Source organism: Leisingera sp. ANG-M1 (assembly GCF_000813745.1).
In the GTDB taxonomy this organism is placed as follows: Bacteria; Pseudomonadota; Alphaproteobacteria; order Rhodobacterales; family Rhodobacteraceae; genus Leisingera.
Genome location: NZ_JWLC01000042.1, coordinates 1 through 5,492 on the forward strand (window position 1 = coordinate 1; position 5,492 = coordinate 5,492).

A 5,492-nucleotide genomic window follows, 5' to 3' on the forward strand; every position below is an offset into this window, starting at 1 on the left:
GCCGGCATTTCCTGACACGATTGCCTTGCATATGTCATTCATGTGTGCGGGTCCGGGTTTTTGGCGGTTTTCGGTTGAGAGGGTCACGGCGCGGAGGCGGCTGATGCGGCCGTTGAGGCGCTGGGTGATTTCCCAGGCGACGTTGTGGCCTGCGCCGCCGAAGATGAGGCGGTAGAACTCGGTTGCGGCAGCCAGCATGGGGCCGGGGAGGCCGTCGGCCACGGCGGTTTGCAGATCCTCTAGCGCGGCGTTGAGCGCGGCGGCCAGCTCCGGCGTCATGTTGCGGGCGCATTCGGCGGCGGCGGCGGTCTCGAGCATCTGGCGGATGTCGTAGATCTGGCGGGCGTCGTCCCAGCTGAGCCGGGCCACGATCGGGCCCTTGCCGGGCAGGATTTCGACCAGGCCCTCGGCCTCGAGATAGCGGATGGTCTCGCGCACCACGGTGCGGCTGACGCCCAGCTGGTCGCACAAGGGGCGCTCGACCAGCCGTTCGCCGGGGGCGAACTGGCCTGCGATGATCGCCTCGCGCATCCGCTCCTGAACGATGTCGCGCAGGGTCTGCGGCGGCTGTTCGATTTTGCTCATTACCGGGCTGTTCATGACTATCCCGGATAGCAGCCCGGCGGGGGCGGAACAAGGGAGCATTGACATACGGGCTTATGGTATACCATATTACGGCAACTGGAATCAGACAGGAAAGAGGCGCCGATGCCCGCAGAGATCCGCAAGACGCTGCTGCATGTTGAAGAGACCCTGATCGAGGGCGGCAAGGCTGCCGCGCAGCCGCTGAAGATGATTGCCGCGGTGGCGGTGATCAAAAACCCCTGGGCCGGGCAGGGCTTTGTCGAGGACCTGCGGCCGGCGATCCATGACTGCGCGCCGGGTCTGGGCGAGAAGCTGACCGCGATGATCCTGGAGGCCGCTGGCGGCGGCGAGCAGGTCGAGGGCTACGGCAAATCGGCGATTGTGGGGGTGAACGGCGAGGTCGAGCATGCCTCGGCGCTGATTCACACGCTGCGTTTTGGCAACCATTTCCGCGAGGCGGTGGGGGCGAAGTCCTACCTGGCCTTCACCAACACCCGCGGGCCTGCGAATGCGCCGCTGCAGATCCCGCTGATGGACAAGAACGACGGCGGCAAGCGCAGCCATTACCTGACCATCCAGCTGTCGGTGGCGGATGCGCCGGGGCCGGACGAGATTGTGATCGCGCTTGGCGCTTCGATCGGCGGCCGCCCGCATCACCGCATCGGCGACCGCTATCAGGACCTGAAGGACCTGGGCCATGATGTCGACAATCCTGCAGCTGTCTGACCCCTCCGGCCCGGTGGCTGGCCCGGTCACCGGCCTGCGGGCGGGGACCGGCGCGCCGCTGGTGCTGATCCACGGGGTCGGCATGCAGGCGGCGGCCTGGGGCCCGCAGATCGAGGCCTTTGCGCAAGCCCATGAGGTGATTGCGCTGGACATGCCCGGCCATGGCGGCAGCGCGCCGCTGCCGGGTGCGCCGGAGCTGCCGGACTATGTGGCCTGGCTGCACGGGGTGCTGACGGCGCTGGAGCTGGGGCCGGTCTGCCTGGCGGGCCATTCGATGGGGGCGCTGATTGCCGGCGGCTATGCGGTCTGCCATCCCGGGAACGTGGCCCGGGCGGCGCTCTTGAACGGGGTGTTCCGCCGTTCGGAGGCGGCGCGGGCGGCGGTTGCGGCGCGCGCGGGCGAGATCCGCGCTGGCAGTTTCGACCTGGAAACGCCTTTGACGCGCTGGTTCGGAGACAGTGCTGCCGACCAGGCGGCGCGGGCGCAGGTGGCCGGATGGCTGTCGGATGTGAACCTGGCAGGCTACGCGGCGGCCTATACCGCCTTTGCCCATGGCGACAGCACCTATGCGGATGGCTTTGCGGGCATCACCTGCCCGCTGCTGGCGCTGACCGGCGATGGCGATCCGAACTCGACGCCGGAAATGGCTGAGGCGATGGCGGCAGCGGCGCCGCGGGGCCGCGCTGTTGTCATCGAAGGCCACCGGCATATGGTCAATCTGACCGCCCCGGAGGCGGTCAACGCAGCGCTGCAGGACTGGCTGGCGGCGCCGGTTGCAGGCACGGCTGAGGAAAGGGAGACGTCATGAGCGATATGGACCCGCGCGCCCTGCGCAATGCCTTTGGCACCTTCATGACCGGCGTCACCGTGGTGACGGCGCAGGATGCGGACGGCAACCCGATCGGCTTCACCGCCAATTCCTTTACCTCTGTGTCGCTGGACCCGCCTCTGGTGCTGGTCTGCTTGGCCAATTCCTCCAGCAATTACGATGCCTTCAATCAGGCGGAGGGCTTCGCCGTCAATGTGCTGGCAGAAGACCAGAAGGATGTCTCCAACACTTTTGCCCGCCCTGTCGAGGACCGCTTTGCTGCCGTCAGCTGGCAGCAGGGCCCGGCGGGCAGCCCGGTGCTGGCGGGCGTCTCGGCCTGGTTCGACTGTTCAATGCACAACCGGGTGGAGGCGGGCGACCACCTGATCCTGATCGGCAAGGTGGAGGCGTTTGAGACCTCGCCTGCGCCGGGCCTGGGCTATGCCCGCGGCGCTTATGTGACGCCCGCAGCGGAAGCCGAGGCGCTGGCCCAAGGCGCGAAGCTGATTGTCTCGGCGCTGATTGAGCATGAGGGCAAGGTGCTCTTGCTGGGCAATGAACAGGGCAAGCTGACGCTGCCGGAAGTGCGGGTCGGCAAGGAGGGCGCCTCGGCGGCGCTGGCCAAGCTGATTGCGGACAGCGGCGTCGAAGCCGGGGCGGGGTTCATTTACTCCGTCTACGAAGATGAAGCGCGCGAACATCAGCACATCTCGTTTTTATGCCAATCCGCCGGGGGCACGCCGGCGCGAGGAGCCTTCACCGAGCTCACCCAGACCACATTGATGGACATCGGCGACGCCGCCATGTGCACCATGCTGGAGCGGTTTGCCAGTGAGGCCCGGATCGGCAACTTCGGGGTGTATTATGGAAACCAGACCCGCGGAGAGGTGCGCCCTGTTGGCGCCGGGGGCGGGGCAGGGAGCGAGACCTGATGAAATTTTCCCTTTTTGCGCATATGGAGCGGATCTCCGAAGGCGACGACCAGAAGCAGCTTTATGACGAGTTCATCGAGCTGTGCAAAATCGCTGATGACGGCGGCATGCATGCGGTCTGGACCGGCGAGCATCACGGCATGAACTTCACCATCGCGCCGAACCCGCTCTTGAACCTGATCGACGTGGCGCGCCACACCAAAAACGTGCGCCTGGGCACCGGTACGGTGATTGCGCCGTTCTGGCATCCGATCCGGCTGGCGGGCGAGGCGGCGATGGCCGATATCATCACCGAGGGCCGCCTGGATCTTGGCATCGCCCGCGGCGCCTATTCCTTTGAATACGAGCGGATGATGCCGGGCATGGACGCCTGGGAGGCCGGCCAGCGCATGCGCGAGCTGATCCCGGCGGTGAAAGGCCTGTGGCAGGGCGATTACGCGCAGGAGGGCGAATTCCACTCCTTCCCGAAGACCACCTCGTCGCCAAAGCCGGTGCAGGCAGGCGGCCCCCCGGTCTGGGTGGCGGCGCGCGATCCCAACAGCCATGAATTTGCCGTGGCCAATGGCTGCAACGTGCAAGTGACGCCGCTGTGGCAGGGCGACGGCGAGATCGAAGAGCTGATGGGCAAGTTCAACGCGGCCTGCGCAAAGCACAGCGAGGTGCCGCGGCCCAAAATCATGCTGCTGCAGCACACCTATGTGGCGGACAGCGCTGCTGATGTGAAACAGGCGGCAGAGGAGCTGAACCGCTTTTACTGCTACTTCGGCGCCTGGTTCATGAACAAGCGCGAGGTCACGCAAGGCCTGATCGAGCCGCTGACGGACGAGGAAATCGCCGCGCATCCGTTCTATTCCCCCGAGGCAATGGAGCGCGACCTGGTGATCGGCGAGCCCGCGGCGGTGATCGAACGGCTGAAGAAATACGAGGCGCTTGGCTATGACGAGTATTCCTTCTGGATCGACTCGAGCATGCCGTTTGAACGCAAGAAGGCCTCGCTTGAGCGCTTCATCACGGATGTGATGCCCGCCTTCCAGTAAAGCGGCCTTCCAATAAGGAGATCCTGGGATGCAGTCTTTCCAGCAGTATATCGGCGGCACCTTCGAGGATGCAGGCGCCAGCTTCGAAAGCCTTGATCCGGCCACCGGCGCACCCTGGGCGCGGATGCCGGCCGCATCGCCCGCAGACGTGGACCGGGCGGTGCGGGCTGCGGAGGCTGCCTTCTTCTCTCCCGAATGGGCCGGGATGAGTGCCACCCAGCGCGGCAAGCTCTTGATGCGGCTTGCTGATCTGGTGGCGGAGCATGCCCCCAGGCTGGCAGAGCTCGAGACCCGCGACACCGGCAAGATCATCCGCGAGACCTCGGCGCAGATTGCCTATGTGGCGGAATACTACCGCTATTACGCAGGCCTTGCCGATAAGATCGAGGGCGCCCATCTGCCGATCGACAAGCCCGACATGGAGGTCTGGCTGCGCCGCGAGCCGGTGGGCGTGGTGGCCGCCATCGTGCCCTGGAACTCGCAGCTGTTCCTGTCGGCTGTGAAAATCGGCCCGGCGCTGGCGGCGGGCTGCACCGTGGTGCTGAAGGCCTCCGAGGAAGCCCCGGCGCCGATGCTGGAATTTGCCCGGATCTTTGAACAGGCGGGCTTCCCGGCAGGCGTTCTCAACGTGATCACCGGCGGCCCCGAGGCGGGTGCGGCGCTGACCAGCCACCAGGGCGTGGCCCATGTGGCCTTCACCGGCGGGCCGGAGACTGCGCGCCACATCGTGCGCAACTCGGCCGAAAACCTCGCTTCCACCTCGCTGGAGCTGGGCGGCAAATCGCCCTTCATCGTCTTTGACGACGCCGATCTGGACAGCGCCGTGAACGCGCAGGTGTCGGGCATCTTCGCGGCCACCGGGCAAAGCTGCGTTGCAGGCTCCCGCCTGGTGATCCAGAAAGGCATCAAAGACGCCTTCCTGGCCCGGCTCAAGGAAAAGGCCGAAGCGGTGGTGATCGGCGCCCCGGGTGACATGGCCACCGAAGTCGGCCCGCTCTGCACCGAAAAGCAGCGCCAGCACGCTGAAGCGCTGATCGGGGCCTCGCTCAAGGCGGGCGCAAAACTGGTCACCGGCGGTGAGGCTTTGGAGCGCGACGGCTTCTACTTCCCGCCCACAGTGCTGGACTGCTCGGACGCCCCGGACGCCCCCTGCCTGACAACCGAGTTCTTCGGCCCGGTGCTGTCGGTGGTGGAGTTTGAGACTGAAGCGGAAGCGATAGAGATCGCCAACAACACCGCCTTCGGCCTGGCCTCGGGCCTGTTCACCCGCGACCTCACCCGCGCCCACCGGATGATCCGCGCCATCCGCGCCGGCATCGTCTGGGTCAACACCTACCGCGCCGTCAGCCCCATCGCCCCCTTCGGCGGCCACGGCCTCTCCGGCCACGGCCGCGAAGGCGGCCT

The 5,492-nt window shown here is 66.4% G+C and carries 6 protein-coding genes; 5 read left to right on the forward strand and 1 reads right to left on the reverse strand.

What is annotated here, in order from left to right:
• Positions 1–600: GntR family transcriptional regulator (locus tag RA19_RS25045; protein WP_039168507.1), on the reverse strand; the 600-nt coding region annotated here is incomplete at its 3' end.
• 108 nt (positions 601–708) lie between these two features.
• On the opposite strand from RA19_RS25045, the gene RA19_RS25050 reads away from it, so the two are divergent.
• The 5 genes from RA19_RS25050 to RA19_RS25070 form a co-directional block, all read left to right on the forward strand.
• Positions 709–1,311 (forward strand): amino acid synthesis family protein, encoded by a 603-nt coding sequence (locus RA19_RS25050; RefSeq protein WP_039168496.1) that lies wholly within the window; start codon positions 709–711, stop codon positions 1,309–1,311.
• A complete protein-coding gene (locus RA19_RS25055) occupies positions 1,283–2,119 on the forward strand; it encodes an alpha/beta fold hydrolase (protein ID WP_052262062.1) in 837 nt (278 codons plus the stop codon). Before RA19_RS25050 ends, RA19_RS25055 begins: the two co-directional genes overlap by 29 nt.
• On the forward strand, positions 2,116–3,051 hold the full coding sequence (locus RA19_RS25060) for a flavin reductase (RefSeq protein ID WP_039168499.1): 936 nt from the start codon (positions 2,116–2,118) through the stop codon (positions 3,049–3,051). Before RA19_RS25055 ends, RA19_RS25060 begins: the two co-directional genes overlap by 4 nt.
• Positions 3,051–4,088 (forward strand): LLM class flavin-dependent oxidoreductase, encoded by a 1,038-nt coding sequence (locus RA19_RS25065; RefSeq protein ID WP_039168502.1) that lies wholly within the window; start codon positions 3,051–3,053, stop codon positions 4,086–4,088. The genes RA19_RS25060 and RA19_RS25065 overlap by 1 nt, the downstream gene beginning before the upstream one ends.
• 28 nt (positions 4,089–4,116) lie before the next feature.
• A partial coding sequence (locus RA19_RS25070; RefSeq protein ID WP_039168504.1) for an aldehyde dehydrogenase occupies positions 4,117–5,492 on the forward strand: 1,376 nt, incomplete at its 3' end.